The organism is Halomonas sp. B23F22_3 (genome assembly GCF_043496965.1).
GTDB lineage: Bacteria > Pseudomonadota > Gammaproteobacteria > Pseudomonadales > Halomonadaceae > Halomonas.
Window position 1 is genome coordinate 66965 of record NZ_JBIEKG010000003.1, and the last position, 18544, is coordinate 85508.

The 18544-nt window shown below is 68.3% G+C and carries 20 protein-coding genes; 16 read left to right on the plus strand and 4 right to left on the minus strand.

The window, feature by feature from the left end:
- Positions 1-11: 11 nt before the first annotated feature.
- The 14 genes from ACGTNG_RS06700 (at position 12) to nspC (ending at position 13412) form a co-directional block, all read left to right on the plus strand.
- A complete protein-coding gene (locus tag ACGTNG_RS06700) occupies positions 12-968 on the plus strand; it encodes an ABC transporter substrate-binding protein (RefSeq protein WP_394576235.1) in 957 nt (318 codons plus the stop codon).
- Positions 965-1750 carry a class II aldolase/adducin family protein gene (locus ACGTNG_RS06705; protein ID WP_394576236.1) on the plus strand — a complete coding sequence of 262 codons (786 nt, stop codon included), beginning with the start codon at positions 965-967 and terminating at the stop codon, positions 1748-1750. The genes ACGTNG_RS06700 and ACGTNG_RS06705 overlap by 4 nt, the downstream gene beginning before the upstream one ends.
- A 7-nt stretch (positions 1751-1757) precedes the next feature.
- A complete protein-coding gene (locus ACGTNG_RS06710) occupies positions 1758-2969 on the plus strand; it encodes a pyridoxal phosphate-dependent aminotransferase (protein ID WP_394576237.1) in 1212 nt (403 codons plus the stop codon).
- The gene (locus ACGTNG_RS06715) at positions 2966-3760 is read left to right on the plus strand and encodes an ATP-binding cassette domain-containing protein (RefSeq protein ID WP_394576238.1); all 795 of its coding nucleotides are present in this window, start codon (positions 2966-2968) and stop codon (positions 3758-3760) included. Before ACGTNG_RS06710 ends, ACGTNG_RS06715 begins: the two co-directional genes overlap by 4 nt.
- Before the next feature lie 33 nt (positions 3761-3793).
- Positions 3794-4567 carry a transporter substrate-binding domain-containing protein gene (locus ACGTNG_RS06720; RefSeq protein WP_394576240.1) on the plus strand — a complete coding sequence of 258 codons (774 nt, stop codon included), beginning with the start codon at positions 3794-3796 and terminating at the stop codon, positions 4565-4567.
- Positions 4568-4642: 75 nt separating this feature from the next.
- The gene (locus ACGTNG_RS06725; RefSeq protein ID WP_394576241.1) at positions 4643-5350 is read left to right on the plus strand and encodes an ABC transporter permease; all 708 of its coding nucleotides are present in this window, start codon (positions 4643-4645) and stop codon (positions 5348-5350) included.
- A gap of 1 nt (position 5351) precedes the next feature.
- Positions 5352-6077, plus strand: coding sequence for an ABC transporter permease (locus tag ACGTNG_RS06730; RefSeq protein WP_394576242.1), 726 nt, complete (start codon positions 5352-5354; stop codon positions 6075-6077).
- A 14-nt stretch (positions 6078-6091) separates the two neighbouring features.
- On the plus strand, positions 6092-7537 hold the full coding sequence (locus tag ACGTNG_RS06735) for an aldehyde dehydrogenase family protein (protein WP_394576243.1): 1446 nt from the start codon (positions 6092-6094) through the stop codon (positions 7535-7537).
- Positions 7538-7786: 249 nt separating this feature from the next.
- Positions 7787-8635, plus strand: coding sequence for an ABC transporter substrate-binding protein (locus ACGTNG_RS06740; protein ID WP_394576244.1), 849 nt, complete (start codon positions 7787-7789; stop codon positions 8633-8635).
- 64 nt (positions 8636-8699) lie between these two features.
- Complete coding sequence (locus tag ACGTNG_RS06745; RefSeq protein ID WP_394576245.1) at positions 8700-9368, plus strand: amino acid ABC transporter permease; 669 nt, start codon at positions 8700-8702, stop codon at positions 9366-9368.
- Positions 9369-9387: 19 nt separating this feature from the next.
- Complete coding sequence (locus ACGTNG_RS06750) at positions 9388-10128, plus strand: amino acid ABC transporter ATP-binding protein (protein ID WP_394576246.1); 741 nt, start codon at positions 9388-9390, stop codon at positions 10126-10128.
- Positions 10129-10131: 3 nt separating this feature from the next.
- On the plus strand, positions 10132-10800 hold the full coding sequence (locus tag ACGTNG_RS06755) for an amino acid ABC transporter permease (protein WP_394576247.1): 669 nt from the start codon (positions 10132-10134) through the stop codon (positions 10798-10800).
- Positions 10801-11051: 251 nt separating this feature from the next.
- Entirely contained in the window at positions 11052-12251 is a 1200-nt protein-coding gene (locus ACGTNG_RS06760) for a saccharopine dehydrogenase family protein (RefSeq protein ID WP_394576248.1), read from the plus strand.
- A gap of 6 nt (positions 12252-12257) precedes the next feature.
- Positions 12258-13412 (plus strand): carboxynorspermidine decarboxylase, encoded by a 1155-nt coding sequence (gene nspC / locus ACGTNG_RS06765; protein ID WP_394576249.1) that lies wholly within the window; start codon positions 12258-12260, stop codon positions 13410-13412.
- A gap of 81 nt (positions 13413-13493) precedes the next feature.
- Here the strand turns inward: nspC and ACGTNG_RS06770 are convergent, their stop codons facing one another.
- Positions 13494-14228, minus strand: a complete 735-nt coding sequence (locus ACGTNG_RS06770; protein ID WP_394576250.1) for a ZIP family metal transporter — start codon at positions 14226-14228, stop codon at positions 13494-13496.
- A gap of 138 nt (positions 14229-14366) precedes the next feature.
- Between ACGTNG_RS06770 and ACGTNG_RS06775 the strand changes: the two genes are divergently transcribed.
- Positions 14367-15662: an aspartate kinase gene (locus ACGTNG_RS06775; RefSeq protein ID WP_394576251.1), complete on the plus strand. Its 1296-nt coding sequence runs from the start codon at positions 14367-14369 to the stop codon at positions 15660-15662.
- Between the two features lie 50 nt (positions 15663-15712).
- On the opposite strand, the gene gap is transcribed toward ACGTNG_RS06775, so the two are convergent.
- Entirely contained in the window at positions 15713-16720 is a 1008-nt protein-coding gene (gap, locus tag ACGTNG_RS06780; protein ID WP_394576252.1) for a type I glyceraldehyde-3-phosphate dehydrogenase, read from the minus strand.
- A 389-nt stretch (positions 16721-17109) separates the two neighbouring features.
- Here gap and ACGTNG_RS06785 point away from each other — a divergent pair, with 389 nt between their 5' ends.
- Entirely contained in the window at positions 17110-17583 is a 474-nt protein-coding gene (locus ACGTNG_RS06785; protein ID WP_394576253.1) for a methylglyoxal synthase, read from the plus strand.
- 21 nt (positions 17584-17604) lie between these two features.
- On the opposite strand, the gene crcB is transcribed toward ACGTNG_RS06785, so the two are convergent.
- Together crcB and ACGTNG_RS06795 are read right to left on the minus strand one after the other, a co-directional pair.
- A complete protein-coding gene (gene crcB, locus ACGTNG_RS06790) occupies positions 17605-17994 on the minus strand; it encodes a fluoride efflux transporter CrcB (protein ID WP_394576254.1) in 390 nt (129 codons plus the stop codon).
- A complete protein-coding gene (locus ACGTNG_RS06795; RefSeq protein WP_394576255.1) occupies positions 17991-18374 on the minus strand; it encodes a fluoride efflux transporter FluC in 384 nt (127 codons plus the stop codon). The genes crcB and ACGTNG_RS06795 overlap by 4 nt, the downstream gene beginning before the upstream one ends.
- Positions 18375-18544 lie beyond the last annotated feature (170 nt).

Below are 18544 nucleotides of genomic sequence, written 5' to 3' on the forward strand. Positions count from 1 at the left end.
GACGTCTGCACATGCGCACCAAGACGCGAAGTACCCTGACCCTCATCCACGGCCTGAGCCTCGTCACCGGCCTGGCCCTGGCGACGCCGGCGCTCGCCGCCGACCGCGACGATCGCCTGCGCCTGGTGGTACCGCCCTGGCCGGGCGTGACCGTGAAGAGCGAGATCATCGCCCAGCTCATCGAACCCCTCGGCTATCGCACCGAGGCCCTGGAGCTCAGCTCGACGGTGGGCTACAGCACCCTGCAGAGCGGCGACAGCGACGCCTTTCTCGCCGGCTGGATGCCCGCCCAGCAGGACAGCTACGACGCCGCCATGGCGGCCGGCGCGATCCTCGACCTCGGCAACAACGTCAACGGCGCCCGCATGGGCCTCGCCGTGCCCGGTTACGTGGCCGAGGCCGGCATCACCAACGCCGAACAGCTCGCCGACCCCGAGGTCGCCGAGCGCTTCGATCGCGCCATCTACAGCATCGAGAGCGGCTCCACCGTCACCGACATGATCGAGGGCGCCATCGAGGCCGACACCCACGGGCTCGAGGCGTGGGAGCTCAAGGCCTCGTCCACGCCCGGCATGCTCTCCGAGGTCAAGGCCGCCGTGGCGGAGCAGCAGTGGATCCTCTTCTACGGCTGGACCCCGCACTGGATGGTGCCGGAGTACGACGTGCACATCCTCGATGACGCCGCCAACGTCTTCGGGGCCGACAGCGGCCGCAGCGACGTCAAGACCATCGTCGCCAAGGAGTACGCCGAGGCCAACCCCAACCTGACCCGCCTGCTCGACCAGTTCGTGCTCTCCGCCGACCAGCAGAGCGACTTCATTCGCGAATACAGCCTGGAGGAGCGCGACGTCGAGGACGTGGCCCGCGAGTGGCTGGCCGCCCACCCCGAGCGGGTCGCCGCCTTCCTCGAGGGCGTCGAGACCCGCGACGGCAGTGATGCCCTGGCCGCCGTGGAGGCGAGCCTGTGAGCGCACGCCGCGAGACCGAGACCGAGGCCGGCGTGCGGCGCGACCTGGCGGCCGCCTATCGGCTGATCGCCCTGGATGGCATGGACGACGGCATCTCGACCCACATCTCGGCGCGACTTCCCGAGGCAGAGCCAAGCGGCGAGGGCCGGCACGACGAGGAGGAGCGCTTCCTGCTCAACCCCTTCGGCCTGCGCTTCGAGGAGATCCGCGCCGAGGACCTGGTCACGGTGGCCGCCGACGGCACGGTGCTCGACGACCCCACCGGGCTCGGCATCAACCCCGCCGGCTTCACGATCCACAGCGCCATCCACGCCGCCCGCCCCGAGGTGGCCTGCGTGCTGCACACCCACACCGTGGCCGGGGTCGCCCTCTCCTGCCTCGCCGAGGGGCTGGCGCCGCTCAACCAGTGGGCGCTGCAGTTCCACGACCGCCTGGCCTACCACGACTACGAGGGCATCGCCCTGGACCTCGACGAGCGCCAGCGCCTGACCGACGACCTCGGGCCCCACATGGCCATGGTGCTGCGCCAGCACGGCCTGCTGACCTGCGGGCGCAGCGTCGGCGAGGCCTTCCTGCGCATGCGCGACCTGGAGCGCAGCTGCCAGACCCAGCTCGCCGCCCAGGCCACCGGCCAGCCGCTGCTCGCCGCCTCGCCCGCGATGGCCGAGCACGTCGCCCGCCAGTACGAGGCCTGGGCCGAGAGCCCGGCGGGCACCGCCCTGGCCTGGCAGGCCGAGCGGCGCCGGCTGCCGTCCCCCTTCCACTCCCCCGAGCGAGGCTGAGCTTTCCATGCGCTATTCCCAACTGACCCAACGGATCGCCGGCGAGGGTGCCGCGGCCTGGGACATCCACTATCGCGCCCTGGCCCGCCAGGCCGCCGGCGAGGAGATCACCGTGCTCTCGGTGGGTGATCCCGACTTCATCACCCCGGCGCCGATCATCGACAGCGCCGTCGCGAGCCTGCGCGGCGGCGCCACCCACTACGCCGACGTTCAAGGCAAGCTCGCGCTGCGCCAGGCCATCGCCGACGGCTATCGTCGCCAGGGGCTCGAGGTGGGGCCGGAACACGTCATCGTCATGGCCGGCGCCCAATGCGGCCTCTACGCCGTCGCCCAGTGCCTGCTCGATGCGGGCGACGAGGTGCTGGTCCCGGAGCCCAGCTACGTCACCTACGAGGCGGTGCTGCGCGCCACCGGCGCCGAACTGGTACAGGTCCCGCTACGCGGCGAGGCGGACTTCCGCCTCGACCCGGCGGCCCTGGAGGCGGCCATCACCCCGCGCACCCGGGCGCTGCTGCTCAACAATCCCCACAACCCCACCGGCCAGCTGATCGACGCCGAGACCTGGGAGGCCGTCGCCGCGCTGTGCCGCCGCCACGACCTCTGGCTGATCTCCGACGAGGTCTACGCCGAGCTGATCTACGAGGGCGAGCATGTCTGCCCCGCCACCCTGCCGGGCATGGCCGAGCGCAGCGTGGTGATCAACAGCCTCTCCAAGTCCCACGCCATGACCGGCTGGCGCCTGGGCTGGGTGATGGGCCCGGAGCCGCTGATCGGCCATCTGAGCCACCTGGCACTGTGCATGCTCTACGGCTGCCCGGACTTCATCCAGGACGCGGCCTGCAGCGCCCTCACCGCGCCCCCCGCCGAGCTCGACGAGATGCGCGAGGCGTATCGCGGGCGTCGCGACGCCGTCTGCGAGGCGCTCGCCGAGAGCTCGGCGGTCAGCGCGATCCGTCCGCCGGCGGGCATGTTCCTGATGGTCGACATCCGCGCCACCGGGCTCTCCTCCCAGGCCTTCGCCGACCGCCTGCTCGACGAGGAGGGCATCTCGGTGCTCTCCGGCGAGGCCTTCGGCCCCTCGGCGGCCGGCTTCGTGCGCCTCAGCCTGACCGTCGACGCCGAGCGGCTCGCCGCCGCCAGCCGCCGCCTGGCCGCCTTCGCCGAACGCGCCCTGGCATCCCTGTCACCGACCCCGGCCTCGGAGGCCGATTGCCTATGACGTCATCGTTCGAACCCTCTCCCCGTCCCCAGGCCGCCGCCCCCGCGGTGGCGGCCCACCACCTGATCAAGCACTTCGGCGACCTGGAGGTGCTCAAGGGCGTCTCCCTCGAGATCGACGAGGGCACCGTCACCTCCATCATCGGCTCCAGCGGCTCCGGCAAGAGCACCCTGCTGCGCTGCATGAACCTGCTGGAACGGCCCGACCGGGGCGAGCTGGCGATTGCGGATGAGGCGATTCGCTTCACCCGCAATCCCCAGGGCGACATCGTCGGACTGGACCGGCGCCAGCTGCAGCGGCTGCGCGCCAAGGTGACCATGGTCTTCCAGCAGTTCAACCTCTGGCCGCACCTCAGCGTGCTGGGTAACGTCATCGAGGCCCCGATGCGGGTCAAGGGGCTCTCCCGGCGCCGGGCCACCGCCATCGGCGAGCACTACCTCGAGCGGGTCGGCATGGCCGACCGCCGCGACGCCTACCCCGCCTTCCTCTCCGGCGGCCAGCAGCAGCGGGTGGCCATCGCCCGCGCCCTGGCCATGGAGCCCCGCCTGCTGCTCTTCGACGAGCCCACCTCGGCACTGGACCCGGAACGGGTCAACGAGGTGCTGGGGGTGATCCGCGACCTCGCCGACGAGGGCCGCACCATGCTGCTGGTCACCCACGAGATGCACTTCGCCCGAGAGGTCTCAGACCAGCTGGTCTACCTCGACCAGGGGCGCATCGCCGCCTCGGGGAGCCCGCAGGACGTCTTCGATGATCCCCGCTGCCGTCGCTTCGTCGCGCCGGCCGCCTGACCGCTCCACACACCACAACGACAGGAGAAGATCATGACATTCCCCCTGAAGCGCACCCTCGCCGCCGCCACGCTGAGCCTCGCCGTCACCGCCCAGGCCAACGAGCCCCTCAAGGTGGGCATCTCCGGCGAGCCCTATCCGCCCTTCACCTTCAAGGCCGCCAGCGGCGACTGGACCGGCTTCGAGGTGGATCTCGCCCACGCCCTCTGCGACGCCATGGGGCGCGAGTGCGAGATCACGCCCACCGGCTGGAGCGGCATCATCGCCTCGCTCGACGCCGAGCGCATCGACATGATCATGAACTCGATGTCGATCACCGCGAAGCGCCAGCGGGTCATCGACTTCACGCGCCCCTACTACTTCACGCCCGGCGCCTACGTGGCCGCCGACGAGCGCGAGATGACCAGCCCCGAGGACCTCGACGGCCTGGTGATGGGCGTCCAGGCCGCCACCACCAACGCCACCTACGCCCGCCGCGCGCTGCGCGACAGCGGCGTGGACATCCGCGTCTACAACCAGGCCGAGCAGGTCAACAGCGACCTGCTCTCCGGGCGCCTGGACGTGATCCTGGCCGACGAGATCGCCATGGTGCAGTTTCTCCAGCGCGACGAGGCCGAGGGCTTCGAGATCAAGGCCACGGCGCCGCGCCACGAGGCCTACGGCGAGGGCGTCGGCATCGGCCTGCGCCAGGCGGACGACGCGCTCGAGGCGTCGCTCAACGACGCCATCGCCACGGTGATCGAGGACGGCACCTGCGCCAGCCTCTCCGAGCAGTACCTGGGCACCGACGTCTGCGTCTACGACTGAGCCTCGCGCCAGTCGCCGCCCCGACGCCACCCGGCGTCGGGGCGTCTCGTCACGTGACCAAGGACACCATCGACCATGACTTCCATGACACCGGAGGGGCTCGGCGACTGGGCCGGCCCCATCCTGGCCGGGGCCCTGACCACGGTGGAGATCGCCGTGCTGGCCTACGCCATCGGCCTGCTGCTGGGCCTGCTGGGCGCCGGCGCCAAGCTGAGCCCCTGGGCGCCGCTGCGTGCCCTGGCGGGCGCCTACTCGACGCTGATCCGCGCCGTGCCGGAGCTTCTGCTGATCATCCTGCTCTACTATGCCGGCGCCCAGGCGCTGGACGCCCTGCTGGCCAAGCTCGGCATGGCGGGCGCGGTGAAGATCACCGGCTTCGCCACCGCCGTGGGGGTGCTGGCCTTCGTCCAGGGCGCCTACATGACCGAGGTCTTCCGCGGCGCCATCCTGGCCATCCCCCGCGGCCAGCTGGAGGCCGCCGACGCCTACGGCTTCTCGCGCTGGACCCGCTTTCACCGCATCGTGCTGCCGGCCATGCTGCCCAATGCCCTGCCGGGCATGTCCAACCTGTGGCTGATCCTGATCAAGGACACCGCCCTGATCAGCGTGATCGGCTTCAACGAGCTGTTCTTCACCATCCAGCAGGCCGCCGCCAGCAGCCGCGCCTACTTCCTGTTCTATGCCGCCGCCGGCGTCATCTACCTGCTGATGACCCTCTCCTCCACGGCGCTGTTTGCCCGCCTCGAGCGCCTGGTGCGCCGCGGCCAACCCACGGAGGCCTGAGATGGACTTTTCCTGGCTGAGCGATCCCTTCTATCAGGAGTACCTGTGGGAGGGCTTCGTCAACACCCTGTGGCTGCTGGCGGTCTCGGCCGTCGGCGGCCTGCTCCTCGCCGTGGGGGTGGCCCTGGCGCGCCTGCGCGGCCCCCGGCCGCTGGCCTGGCTGGCCCTGGCCTTCACCACGGTGATCCGCGGCACCCCGCTGCTGGTGCAGCTGTTCTTATTCTACTATGGCGTGGGCCGCCTGCTGGAGGGCGTGCCGGGGATCCGCGAGAGCGCCTTCTGGCCGCTGCTGCGCGACCCCTTCTTCTTCGGCGCCCTCACCTTCGTGCTCAGCGTCGGGGCCTACTCCGGTGAGGTGATCCGCGGCGCCATGCAGAGCGTGCCCCGGGGCGAGCTGGAGGCCGGCCGCGCCTTCGGGCTCTCCGGCGTCCAGGTGCTCACCCGGCTCTGGCTGCCGCGAGCCATCCAGCTCTGCCTGCCGACCCTGACCGGCGAGATGATCCTGCTGCTCAAGTCGGTGCCGCTGGTCTCCACCATCGCGCTGATGGACCTGCTGCAGGCCGCCAACATCATTCGCGACGAGACCTTTCTGATCTACGAACCGCTGCTGCTGATCGCCGGCATCTACCTGGCCACCACCATCGTGCTGACCCTCGGGCTGCGCGTGGTGGAGCTGAACTTCCCCGGCATGCGGCCGACCCGGCGCCGCTGGCTGCCGATTCGCTGAGCACGAGAGACCCTATGCACTCCCTGACCGAGCAGTTCATCGATAACGCCTGGGTGCCGAGCCGGGCCGAGGCCCACCGCCCGGTGCTCGACCCCTACCACGAGACGGTGATCGCCGAGGTCACCGTCGGCGACCCGGCGGACGTGGAGGCGGCCGTGGCCGCCGCCCGCCGCGCCCTGCCCGGCTGGCGCGCCACCCCGGAGCGCCGGCGCGGCGAGCATCTCGATGCCATCGCCGCGGGCCTCGAAGCGCGCCGCGAGGCGCTGGCCGCGCTTTCGAGCCGCAACAACGGCAAGCCGCTGGCCGAGGCCCACCAGGACCTCGACGATGCCATCGCCTGCTACCGCTATTACGCCGACCAGGCCCGCGCCCTGGGCGAGCGCCAGGGCCAGGCCGACGCGAGCGGTATCGAGGGCCTCTCGGCCCGGCGCTACTGGGACCCCGTCGGCGTGGTGGGGCTGATCACCCCCTGGAACTTCCCGCTGGTCAGCAGCGCCTGGAAGCTCGCCCCGGCGCTGGCCGCCGGCTGCACGGTGGTCTTCAAGCCCTCGGAGGTCACGCCCCTGCCGGAGCGGGTCCTCGCGGAGCTGGTACATGAGGCTGGCCTGCCCGCCGGCGTGGTCAACCTGCTGCACGGCGACGGCCAGGGCATCGGCGCCCCGCTCAGCCGCCACCCGGGCATCGACAAGCTCTCCTTCACCGGCAGCAACGCGGTGGGCGAGGCGGTGATGCAGGCGGCCGCCCGCGGGGTGCGACCGGTCTCCCTGGAGCTCGGCGGCAAGTCGCCGATCGTGGTCACCGAGGATGCCGACCTCGCCCAGGCGCGGGACCTGGTGATGGCCGGCATCTGCTACAACGCCGGCCAGATGTGCTCGGCGACCAGCCGCCTGCTGGTCCACGAGCGAGTGGCCGACGCGCTGTTCGACGCCATCGACGCGGCGATGGGCGCGCTGCGCCTGGGCGATCCCCTGGCGGCCGAGACCGACATGGGCCCCCTGGCGACCGCCGTCCAGCGCGACCGGGTGCAGGGCTTCCTGATCCAGGCCGAGCGGGAGGGGCTCGACAGCGCCACCCCCGCCCTCGCGCTGCCCGAGCAGGGCTGCTTCGTGGCGCCGCGGCTCTATCGCGACGTGCCGACCGATAGCCGCCTGTGGCAGGAGGAGATCTTCGGGCCGCTGCTCTGCGCGCGGCGGGTGGCCGACGACGAGGAGGCCATCGCCCTGGCCAACGACAGCGACTTCGGCCTGGCCGCCACCGTGGTGGCCGCCAGCCCGGAGCGGGCCGAGGCGATCGCCCGACGCCTCGAGGCGGGTAACGTCTGGTGCAACTGCGACCAGGTCGCGCCGCCCCACGCCAGCTGGGGGGGCATGAAGCGCAGCGGCATCGGCCGCGAGCTCGGCCCGGCCGGGCTCGATGCCTACCTGGAGGCCAAGCGCATCACCCGCCCGACGGCGGGCTAAGAGAAGCGCAATCGCACGATGACGGCTCCGCACGGCCTTCTCGTCGAGGCTCGTCAAGCCATCGTGAACGGGGGCGGCGATGTGCTTTGCCGCCCCGCTTTACTCCACCCTCTCCGTGCGTGAGCCGGCCTTCCCGGCATTGATGCGGACGTCATGCAGAGAAATGCTGGAGCCGATTTGACAGCCTCTAAATAACACACCCATAGTGATTCGGCGGAATAATAAAACTCACAACTACGCGAGAAAATCATGAAAGGAATAACAGCATCCTTCCTGGCCGCCGCCATCATGGTAGTGGGCGGCAGCCTGGCCACCACCGCATACGCACAAGATCCCTATACCGTGGGTGTAGAAGCCTCTTTTCCTCCCTGGGCCTATGTGGAAGCAGGAGAATTCAAGGGCATCGCCATCGATGCCATGGAAGCAATTGCCGAGGAAGCCGGGATCGAGATCGAGTTTCAGGACATGCCATTTCCCTCACTGATTCCTGCACTCGCGGCCGAGAAGATCGACATCCTTGCCACCGGCCTGACCGTTACCGAAGAGCGCAGCAAGAACATCGACTTTACCATCCCCTGGTGGGAAACCAACGACGTCGTGCTGGTACCCGAAGACTCTGATCTCAACGTCTTCAGCGCCGTATGCTGCGGATCAAGGGTCGGCGTGCAGGGCGGTTCCTCTCAGCAGGCATGGATGGAGGAAAACGTCGTCGATGGCAGCGACATCGAGATCGAACTGGCCAAGTACGATAACTACGTCACCGCAGTGGATGACATGGCAATCGGCCGCATCTCCTCGGTGATCGTCGACGACACATCCGCTCAGGAATACATCAACGCCGGAAAACCGGTAAAAATGGCAGGCAAGATCTATATCCGCGCCCCGCTGGCACTGGCGGTCTCCAAGAACGATCCTCAACAGATCCTTGGCGACCTGAATCAGGGCATCCTGGCCATCTATGAGTCCGGCGAGTGGGGAGAGATCGTCGGGGAATACATTCCCGGCGTCAGCGTGCCCTCTATCCCGGGACACATGCCCGATTTCGTCGACACCTATCAGAAACCGGTCGCCGGCCTTCCCGAGCTCGGCAACGAATAAATTGAGGTGATCATGGGCGCCTCACCGGTTTCGGCGAGGCGCCCTTCACGTAAGGGAAGTCGGCATGGATATCTACGACGTACTGCTGCGTGATTTCCCCTTCCTGCTGAAGGGACTGGGAGTGGCCATCGTACTATTGGCCGCCCTTCTGCTGATAGGTTTCGTGCTGGGCATGGCCATTTGCCTGATCCAACTCTATGGCCCAAGAAGCCGTTTCGTGCAGTGGCCACTCATGCTGTACGAGCGCATCTTTCGCGGTGTGCCGGTCATCATCATGCTGTTCATCTTCTTCTACGGCATTTCCGGCATCATCGACATCTCGGCCTTTGGTGCCGCGATACTGGCCATGGGCCTTCGCTCTGCGGCCTATCAGTCACAGATATTTCGCAGCGCCTTTCAGTCTGTGCCAGCGGGGCAGATGATGGCCGCCAGGGCCATGGGCATGTCGAAGATCAAGGCGATCCGACATATCGTCTTCCCCCAGGCGGCACGGCACGCCATCGGACCGTGGACCAATGAATTCTCCTCCGAGATCAAGGAGACCTCGCTCGCCTACGTCATCGGTGTCGTCGAGCTGACTCGACAGGCCCACTACATCATCACCAGTACCCAGGGTAACGTCCTCACGGTCTTTGCCGTGGTGGCGCTGCTGTATTTCATCCTCAACCGGACAGGCAACAGCCTGCTGTATGCCTTCGAACGCAAGCTGGCCGTACCGGGCTTCGAAAAATAACGCGAGAGGAAAGCCAAGAATGGCCGATGATCTGATTCTGGACGTGCAGGGTGTCGAGAAGGCCTACGACGGCCTCGAGGTGCTCAAGGGCATCAGCTTCGGACTGCACAAGGGCGAGACCAAGGTGCTGATCGGCCCCTCCGGTTCGGGCAAGAGTACCCTGCTGCGCTGCATCAACCATCTCACGGTGCCGGATACAGGCCGGGTCTACCTCAATGGCCTGGAAGTGCTGGATAGCAACATCGATAAGATGCGGGCCCGGATGGGCTTCGTTTTCCAGGACTTCAACCTCTTTTCCCACCTGACCGTGCTCGATAACGTGCGGATCTGCCAGATCAAGGTCAACGGTACGGACAAGGAGGCCGCCACCCAGCGCGCTCGCCGCGAACTAGAACGGGTCGGCCTGGGCGACAAGGCCGACGCCTACCCGGCCGAGCTCTCCGGTGGCCAGCAGCAGCGCGTCTCCATCGCCCGCGCACTGGCCATGGACCCCGACCTGCTGCTGTTCGATGAGCCCACGTCCGCTCTGGACCCCGAGCTGACGGGTGAGGTAGTGAGAGTCATGCAGCAACTGGCCACCGAGGGTATGACCATGGTGGTGGTGACCCATGAGATGAGCTTCGCCCGCCAGGCCGCCGACGAGATCATCTTCATGGAGAATGGCCATATCGTCGAGCAGGGGGCACCGGAGTCGATGTTCAATGACTCCACGCACGAGCGAACACGGGCCTTCCTCAACGTCATCGCGGAGCACGGGTGAGCCATGCAGGAATTCATATCGTTCGGCATCCAGTGGCTACCCGAGCTGCTGAAGGGCGTGCCGGTCGCCTTGTCGCTCTGGGTGATTGCCATCACGCTGGGCTTCTTCCTGGGCCTGGGGCTTTGCTGGGCCAGGGTCTACGGCAACCGGCTCTTCTACTGGGTCAGTACCGTCTACGTGGAACTCTTCCGCGGCACGCCGATGCTGGTACAGATGTTCTTCATCTATCTGGGGCTGCCTCACGTGGGCATCGTCTTCGATGCCTTCACCGCCGCCGTGATCGCCATCACCCTCAATAGCGCCGCGTACCAGGCAGAATATTTTCGCGGTTCGGTACTCTCGGTCCCCCGAGGTCAGCTGGTGGCTGCGCGAGCCTGCGGCATGACGCAGTGGCAGGCGATACGCCATATCATGCTCCCTCAGGCACTGCGTCGAGTGATCCCTCAGTGGTCCAACGAGGCGATCATCGAGCTCAAGTTCACCTCCATCGCCTACACCATCGGCGTGGTGGAGATCACCGCCATCGCCTCGGATATCGGCTCGAGGACGCTGGACTTCTTCCTGGTCTTCCTCTGGGCGGGCCTGATCTACCTGGCGCTGACCTCCACGGTGGCGAGCCTGCTGGGGCTGTTGGAGCGTCGCACCTACGTGCCCGGGGTGACAAGCGGCTGACGACCGACCGCTGCCCGAAACGGTAGTGAGGCACACCGCACCGGCGGCCCGGCCCCGGGTGGGCGACCGGGGGCGAAAAGCACTTGCCCCCGACTCGCATCGACGCCATCATCGCGCACTCGCGCCGACCTCCCGGGGATCGGCGCGAAAGGTCGACCGGGGTGGCATCGGGTCCGGGCTCGCAGACGCGGTCCATCGACCGATAAGACCCTATCATCGTTGAACATTTCTCGATCTGGATTCGAAACCCCATGAGCAAAGTCCTGATTGTCGGCGCCGGCGGCGTCGGTGGCGTCGTTACCCACAAGTGCGCCCAGCATCCCGAAGTCTTCTCCGAGATCTGCCTGGCCAGCCGCAACCAAGACAAGTGCCGCGCCATCGCGGCGCAGCTGGACCGCCCCATCCAGACGGCCCAGGTGGATGCCGATGACGTGGAAGCGCTGGTCGCGCTGATCGAGTCCTTCCAGCCGGCGCTGCTGATCCATGTGGCCCTGCCCTACCAGGACCTGACCATCATGGAGGCCTGCCTGCGCACCGGCGTGCCCTACCTGGACACCGCCAACTACGAGCACCCGGACGAGGCGAAGTTCGAGTACAAGGAGCAGTGGGCCTTCCAGGAACGCTTCGCCAAGGCCGGCAACATGGCCACCCTGGGCTGCGGCTTCGACCCGGGCATGACCAACATCTACTGCGCCTGGGGCCAGAAGAACCTCTTCGACGAGATCCACAACATCGATATCCTCGATGCCAACGGCGGCGACCACGGCTACCCGTTCGCCACCAACTTCAATCCCGAGATCAACATCCGCGAGATCACCGCCAACGGCCGCTACTGGGAAGAGGGCGAGTGGAAGGAGACCGCGCCGCTGGCCGAGAAGCGCACCTTCGACTTCGACGGCATCGGCGAGAAGGACCTCTACCTGCTCTATCACGAGGAGCTCGAGTCCCTCTTCCAGAACATCAAGGGCCTGAAGCGCATCCGCTTCTGGATGACCTTCTCCGAGCAGTACCTCACCCACCTCAAGGTGCTCGAGAACGTCGGCATGACCAGCATCGAGCCGATCGAGTTCGAGGGGCGCCAGGTCACCCCGCTGCAGTTCCTCAAGGCCGTGCTGCCGGACCCGGCCTCGCTCGGGCCGCGCACCAAGGGCAAGACCAACATCGGCGTGATCCTCGACGGCATCAAGGACGGCAAGCGTCGCAAGGTGCACATCTACAACATCTGCGACCACGAGGCCTGCTACCGCGAGGTGCAGTCCCAGGCGGTCTCCTTCACCACCGGCGTGCCGGCGGTGACCGGTGCCATGCTGATGCTCGAGGGCCTGTGGAAGGGCGACGGCGTGTTCAACGTCGAGCAGCTCGACCCGGACCCCTTCATGGATCGCGTCGGCGACATGGGGCTGCCGTGGCAGATGGTCGAGCTCGATCCCGACGCCGACCCGCTGGCCTGATCGACGATGGTTGATACGCCCGACTTCGACGTGACGGCCTGCCCCTCGCCGGCCTACGTGGTGGACGACGCCCTGCTGCGCAAGAACCTGGAGCTGCTCGAGCGGGTCCAGGCAGAGAGCGGGGCGCGCATCCTGCTGGCGCTCAAGGGCTTCGCCCTGTGGGACGCCTTCCCGCTGGTCAGTCAGTACCTGGTCGGCACCACGGCCAGCGGCCAGGACGAGGCGCGCCTCGGCGCGGAGACCTTCGGCGGTGAGGTGCATGCCTACTCGCCCGCCTTCAGCGAGGCGGAGATAGCGGTGGTGCTGCAGTACGCGGACCACCTCAGCTTCAACTCGCCGGCCCAGTGGCAGCGCCACCGCCCGGCCGTGGCCGAGGCGCCGCGCGAGGTCTCCTGCGGGCTGCGGGTGAACCCGGAGTACTCCGAGGGCAAGGTCGCGCTCTACGACCCCTGCGCGCCGGGCTCACGGCTCGGCACCCGGGCGGCGGAGCTCGAGGGCGTGGAGCTCGCGGGCCTCGACGGCCTGCACTTCCACACCCTCTGCGAACAGGACAGCGACGCCCTGGAGCGCACCCTGGCGGCCTTCGAGGAGAAGTTCGGCCGCTATCTCGCCGATCGAAAATGGGTCAACTTCGGCGGCGGTCACCACATCACTCGTCCCGACTATGACGTCGAGCGGCTGGTGCGGGTGATCCGCGACTTCAAGGCGCGTCATCCGCACCTCGAGGTCTATCTGGAGCCCGGCGAGGCGATCGCGCTCAACACCGGCTACCTGGTCTGCACGGTGCTCGATATCGTCGACAACGACGGCGCCATCGCCATCCTCGACACCTCGGCCACGGCGCACATGCCCGACGTGCTGGAGATGCCCTACCGGCCGGAGATCATCGGCGCGGGCGAGCCCGGCGAGAAGGCCCACACCTATCGCCTGGGCGGGCTGACCTGCCTGGCCGGCGACGTGGTGGGCGAGTACAGCTTCGAGGCGCCGCTTGCGATCGGCGACCGCCTGGTGTTCACCGACATGGCCCACTACACCATGGTCAAGACCACCACCTTCAATGGCATGCGCCTGCCGTCGATCTGCCGCATCGACGAGGCGAGCCGCGAGGTGCGCACGGTGAAGGCCTTCGGCTACGAGGACTACCGGCAGCGGCTGAGCTGACGCCGCCGGAGTCCTCGCCGCAGACGCGACGGGCACCCTCGGGTGCCCGTCGTCGTTTCCGGCCCCCGGGGGTCGGGCCAGTCACGCCTTGGAGGCAACGATGACCACGGCCACCAGCACCCCGCCCGCCAGCGCCACCAGGCTGTACTTGCGAGGCTCCTGCTCCGCCCGAGGCAGCAGGTGGGTGGCCCCGACGTAGACCAGCGCCCCCGCCGAGAGTCCCAGCAGAGCTCCGAGGGTCGAGGCGTCGATACGGCTGACCAAGGGATAGGAGACCAGCATCCCCAGCGGCGTGGTCGCCGCCGCGGCCAGGAAGGCCAGCCACATCGCCCGCCGCTCCTTGATCCCGCCGCGCACCAGCAGCAGGTAGGTGACGATCCCCTCGGGAAACTCGTGCAGCACCATCCCGACGGTCGCCAGGTAGCCTGTCAGCAGGCTGACCGTGAAGGCGATGGAGTAGATGAAGCCGTCGATGAAGGAGTGGAAGCCGATGCCGAGCATCGGTACCACGCCGATGGCGACATCACGCCCATCGGGCCGCCGCTCGCAGACGAAGGCGGTGACAAAGCGGTTGAACAGGTGCAACCCGAGGAACCCGACCAGCAGCCACGCCGAGGCGTCGGGATTCATCGACAGCGCCCGGGGAATGATGTGCAGGAAGGAGGCGGAGACCAGCACCCCCGCGGCGAAGCACATGAAGTAGGTGGTATTGCGCTGTCCCCAGCCGGCGAAGCGGCGGATGGTGTAGATGCCAAGCGAAGTCACCAGCGCCGCCAGCAGGCTGGTGACCAGGGCCGTCCAGAAGGTGTTCTCCATTGCGCCTTCCCTGCGAAACGCCTCGCGAGCAACCGGGCCGACAGCCCTCAGAGTAGCAGCGGCGTGATGCCCTTTCCCCGAGCGGCGATTTCACGCAAGGTAGCACCCGTGACCACAGCGAACGGCGGGAGGATTCGGATGACTCAGGTCTTCAAGTTCGGCGGCGCCTCGATCCGGGACGCCGAGGCCATCCGCCACCTGGGCGAGCTGCTCGCCCGCTTCCCCGAGCGTCCGCTGGTCGTGGTGGTCTCGGCCATGGGCAAGACCACCAACGCCCTGGAGGCGCTGCTCGCCGCGGCCCGGGGCGATGCGCCGGCCGAGTACCGCGAGCGCCTCGCGGCCCTGCGCCGCGACCACCTCGCCACGGTCGAGGCGCTGTTCGGGGAAAAGGCCGAGCCGGTGGCGCGCCGCATCGAGGCGCTCATCGATGAGCTCGACTGGCGCCACCGCGACCATGCGCACCGCGAGCGGCCCTTTCACTACGACCAGACCGTCTGCTTCGGCGAGCTGCTCTCCACCACCATCGTGGCCGCCTGGCTCGAGGAGACGGGCCTCGCCAGCGAATGGCGCGATGCCCGGGAGCTGATCGTCACGGACGCCGAATATCAGGCGGCGAACGTGGACTGGTCCGCCACCGCCGAGCGGGTGCGCGCCCTGGACCTCGACGACGGCAGGATGCGCGTCACCCAGGGCTTCATCGGCGCCACGCCCGAGGGCGACGCGACCACCCTGGGTCGCGAGGGCTCGGACTTCAGTGCGGCGATCCTCGCCCACTGCCTGGGCGCCGAGGCGGTCACCATCTGGAAGGACGTGCCGGGGCTCTTCAACGCCGACCCACGCCGGGTCGACAACGCGGTGCAGCTCGACACGATCTCCTATCACGAGGCGATCGCGCTGGCCTGGCACGGCGCCAAGGTGATCCACCCCAAGACCCTGGCGCCGCTGCAGCAGCGGGCGATCCCGCTGACCGTGCGCTCCTTCCAGGACCTCGCGGCACCGGGCAGCACCATCGGCGACGACGAAAGTCGAGACGGCGAGCTGCCCGCCCTCATGCTCTGCGAGGCCCAGACGCTGCTGGAGGTCCGCCCGCGGGACTTCGCCTTCATGGACGAGGCGCGCCAGCACGACATCCTCGGCCGGCTGGTGGCGGCCGGGCTGCATGCCGGCCTGATCGATGCCGGCGCCATGCGCCTCTCGCTAGTCCTGGATAGCCATCCCGAGCGCCTCGAGCCGCTGGTCGCCTCCCTCGAGGCCGACTACGCGGTGACGCGCCACGACGACCTGACCCTGGTCAACGTGCGCCACGGCGATGACGCCCTGCTGCGGGCCCTCGCCGAGGGCCGCGACTGCCTGGCCGAGCGGCGCAATGCCGACACCGCCCAGCGGCTCTTCCCCACCGCCCAGTGCCCGGCGACCTGGCACCTGCCCGACTGAGGCGCGCGGCGTGAAGGGCTACCGCAACGCCGGGAACGGCCGGCGACGCCCTAGCGCGTCGCTGCCGCGTGCATGGCCAGGGCGGTATCCAGCATGCGGTTGGAGAAGCCCCACTCGTTGTCGTACCAGGCCATCACCTTGACCAGACGCCCGTTCACCCGGGTGTGGTTGGCATCGAAGGTCGAGGAGTGGGCGTCGTGGTTGAAGTCGATGGAGACCAGCGGCTGGGCATTGACCGCCAGCACCGGCGACGCCTCGGCGGCCCGGGCGACGATGGCGTTGATCTCGTCCTTGGTGGTGTCGCGAGAGGCGGTGAAGGTCAGGTCCACCAGCGAGACGTTGATCACCGGCACGCGCACCGCCAGGCCATCGAACTTGCCTTTGAGCGCCGGCAGCACCAGGCCCACCGCCGCCGCGGCGCCGGTCTTGGTCGGGATCATCGAGTGGGTCGCGCTGCGGGCCCGATAGGGGTCCTGGTGGTAGACATCGGAGAGGTGCTGGTCGTTGGTGTAGGCATGCACCGTGGTCATCAGGCCGTTCTCGATGCCCACCGCCTCATGGAGCGCCTGGGCGACCGGGGCCAGGCAGTTGGTGGTGCAGGAGGCGTTGGAGACGACCTCGTGTGCGGCGGTGAGCACGTCCTCGTTGACGCCGTACACCACGGTGGCATCGGCATCCGGGCTCGGTGCCGAGATCAGCACGCGCCGGGCGCCGGCCGCGAGGTGTTGGGCGGCGTCGGCCCGCTGGGTGAACAGCCCCGTGCACTCCATCACCAGGTCGATCCCCAGCGCCTTCCACGGCAGGGCCGCGGGGTTCCGCTCGGAGAGGATGGCGATCCGCTGGCCGTCCACGCTCAGGCTCTCCTCGTCGTGATCGACGGCGAAGGAGAAGTGGCCGTGCACGGTATCGTGGCGCAGCAGGTGAGCGTTCAGGGCCGGGTCGCCGAGATCGTTGATGGCGACCACCTGGACCCGGTCGCGATAGCCGTTTTCGAACAGGGCCCGGAGCACGTTGCGGCCGATGCGGCCGAAGCCGTTGATGGCGATCTTGAGCGTCATGGGATGGTTCTCCTCGGTCCGGTGCGTTCGGGGATCTCGCCCTGCCGGGATTAGAGTGCCCCGGCGCGTGAAGGTTGTGCTCAGCGCTGGCCACGCGTCTCGTGCCCGGCTGATCGTGACCTACAATGTGGACCAGGTCGCCCGGGGGCTCAAGGATTTTTAAGTAACTTTACTACATTTTCACCCCAGACAACCCGACACGCCTCGCCTCACGCATCGTCATGGGTTCACTACACACGACTGCCATCAAGTACTTTTCAAACCTTTCGACACCCGCGACAGGCTCGCCGAGGCATCGGCCGGCAAGCGGCCAGACGCGACACGAAGTAGTAAACTTACCTTGAAAGCGTTATCGTCACCGAAGGGATCCCCTCTCGAGGAGCAGCGACATGTCACACCGACCGCCGCGCAACGTGACGCGCACCCTGCCGGCCCGCAAGCGCATCGCGCTGGTGGCCCACGACGGCAAGAAGGAGGAGCTGCTCGAGTGGGTGGCCCGCTGGCAGGAGACCCTCGCCGGCCATGCCCTGGTCGGCACCGGCACCACGGCGGAACGCATCTCGCGCCAGCTGGGGCTCGCGGTGGAGGGCCTGATGAGCGGGCCGCTGGGCGGCGATCAGCAGATCGGTGCGCGCATCGCCGAGCAGCGCCTCGACCTGCTGATCTTCTTCTGGGATCCCTTCGCGCCGCAGCCCCACGACCCCGACGTCAAGGCGCTGTTGCGCCTGGCGGCGCTGTGGAACGTCCCGGTGGCCTGCAACGCGGCCAGCGCCGACTTCATGGTCAGCTCGCCCTGGCTCGACCGGGACTACGAGATGACCATCCCCGATGCCGGCGCCTGGGTCTCCTCGCGCACCGAGTGAGCCGCCGCGACACCGGCCTCGTCAGGCCCGCGCCGCCGCTCGCTTGCCGGCCCGCTGCCCCAGCCAGGCCGCCGCCAGCCATAGCGTCACGCTCGCCAGCACGTAGCCGAGCGACCACCAGGGGCGACCGGCCTGAAGCAGCTGGAGCGTCTCGAGGCCGAACAGGGAAAAGGTGGTGAAACCGCCGCAGAAACCGGCGACCAGGAAGGTCTGCCAGCGTGCCACCCGGCCGTGGACCCGATGGGCGGCGAAGGCGGCGAAGGCGGCGATCAGCCACGAGCCGAGGCCATTGATCGCCAGCGTGGCCCAGGGAAAGACCGGCCCGGCGAGCGCGACGCCGACGAGGTAGCGCAGCGAGGCGCCCAAGGCACTGCCGAGCCCCACGGCGGCGTAGGCGCGCCCGGCGATCAAGAGAGTCCCCCCGATAGCCAGGCCCCCGCCAGCAGCGCCGCAAGCCCCGCCACCAGGGTCACCGTGACGTTGGCCACGGCGGCGCCGCGCCGCCCCTGCTGGGCGAGGGTCAGGGTCTGCAGGCTGAACGAGGAGACGGTGGTGTAGCCGCCCAGCAGGCCGACGGCCATCAGCGACCATGCCGGCCCCGAGGCCGTCGGTCCCAGCAGGCCGGCGAGCCCGCCCATCAGCAGGGCGCCACTGAGGTTGACCGCGAGGGTGCCCCAGGGCAGGCCGGCCCCCAGGCGACGCGCCACGGCTTCTCCCAGGGCGAGACGCGCCATGCCACCCAGGCCTCCGCCGGCCGCCACGGCGAGCAGTGTCAACGGCTCGATGCTCATCCCTTCCCCACGCCAAGATCCCTACGCATAAAAAAAGCCACCCGATGAGGGTGGCCAAGAGTATCGCATGCTTGCCTTGCAGGGGGCAGCGGCCCACGGCCGCTGCAATGGATGGATATTGGCAGACATCGCACGTGATGTACAATGCTTGTACATGAAATATCCTCACG

Bases quoted from the DNA above. Each gene is read 5' to 3' on its own strand.
- nspC (WP_394576249.1), top strand. From the start codon at position 12,258: ATGGTTGATACGCCCGACTTCGACGTGACGGCCTGCCCCTCGCCGGCC.
- ACGTNG_RS06775 (WP_394576251.1), top strand. From the start codon at position 14,367: ATGACTCAGGTCTTCAAGTTCGGCGGCGCCTCGATCCGGGACGCCGAG.
- ACGTNG_RS06730 (WP_394576242.1), top strand. From the start codon at position 5,352: ATGGACTTTTCCTGGCTGAGCGATCCCTTCTATCAGGAGTACCTGTGG.
- ACGTNG_RS06750 (WP_394576246.1), top strand. From the start codon at position 9,388: ATGGCCGATGATCTGATTCTGGACGTGCAGGGTGTCGAGAAGGCCTAC.
- ACGTNG_RS06795 (WP_394576255.1), bottom strand. From the start codon at position 18,374: ATGAGCATCGAGCCGTTGACACTGCTCGCCGTGGCGGCCGGCGGAGGC.
- ACGTNG_RS06725 (WP_394576241.1), top strand. From the start codon at position 4,643: ATGACTTCCATGACACCGGAGGGGCTCGGCGACTGGGCCGGCCCCATC.
- ACGTNG_RS06720 (WP_394576240.1), top strand. From the start codon at position 3,794: ATGACATTCCCCCTGAAGCGCACCCTCGCCGCCGCCACGCTGAGCCTC.
- ACGTNG_RS06700 (WP_394576235.1), top strand. From the start codon at position 12: ATGCGCACCAAGACGCGAAGTACCCTGACCCTCATCCACGGCCTGAGC.
- ACGTNG_RS06770 (WP_394576250.1), bottom strand. From the start codon at position 14,228: ATGGAGAACACCTTCTGGACGGCCCTGGTCACCAGCCTGCTGGCGGCG.
- ACGTNG_RS06755 (WP_394576247.1), top strand. From the start codon at position 10,132: ATGCAGGAATTCATATCGTTCGGCATCCAGTGGCTACCCGAGCTGCTG.
- ACGTNG_RS06715 (WP_394576238.1), top strand. From the start codon at position 2,966: ATGACGTCATCGTTCGAACCCTCTCCCCGTCCCCAGGCCGCCGCCCCC.
- ACGTNG_RS06785 (WP_394576253.1), top strand. From the start codon at position 17,110: ATGTCACACCGACCGCCGCGCAACGTGACGCGCACCCTGCCGGCCCGC.
- ACGTNG_RS06735 (WP_394576243.1), top strand. From the start codon at position 6,092: ATGCACTCCCTGACCGAGCAGTTCATCGATAACGCCTGGGTGCCGAGC.
- ACGTNG_RS06760 (WP_394576248.1), top strand. From the start codon at position 11,052: ATGAGCAAAGTCCTGATTGTCGGCGCCGGCGGCGTCGGTGGCGTCGTT.
- ACGTNG_RS06740 (WP_394576244.1), top strand. From the start codon at position 7,787: ATGAAAGGAATAACAGCATCCTTCCTGGCCGCCGCCATCATGGTAGTG.
- ACGTNG_RS06710 (WP_394576237.1), top strand. From the start codon at position 1,758: ATGCGCTATTCCCAACTGACCCAACGGATCGCCGGCGAGGGTGCCGCG.
- ACGTNG_RS06745 (WP_394576245.1), top strand. From the start codon at position 8,700: ATGGATATCTACGACGTACTGCTGCGTGATTTCCCCTTCCTGCTGAAG.
- gap (WP_394576252.1), bottom strand. From the start codon at position 16,720: ATGACGCTCAAGATCGCCATCAACGGCTTCGGCCGCATCGGCCGCAAC.